Consider the following 204-nt stretch of genomic DNA (forward strand, 5'->3'; position numbering starts at 1 on the left):
TATGGGGCCCGGCGGATCTTGGCCGTGACCTCGCCGCTGTCTGACGAGCATGCCCGGCAGGTGGATGCGTTGTTGAGCGACAAGCTCGCCTCGGCTCCCCCCACCTCGTGGCAGCCTCGGAATTTGGCCCAGCACGCGGCTCGACTGGTCGAGAAGATCGATCCGGGTGGGCAGGCGGAGCGGGCTCGGATGGCCCGGGCTGGA

At 69.1% G+C, this 204-nt stretch carries 1 pseudogene; it reads left to right on the top strand.

Annotated features, from left to right (window positions below):
• Nucleotides 1-24 precede the first annotated feature (24 nt).
• A pseudogene (locus IF64_RS27825) lies at nucleotides 25-204 on the top strand (HNH endonuclease); the annotation flags it as partial.

The sequence above is a fragment of the Prauserella rugosa genome (assembly GCF_000719975.1).
Lineage (GTDB): Bacteria > Actinomycetota > Actinomycetes > Mycobacteriales > Pseudonocardiaceae > Prauserella > Prauserella rugosa.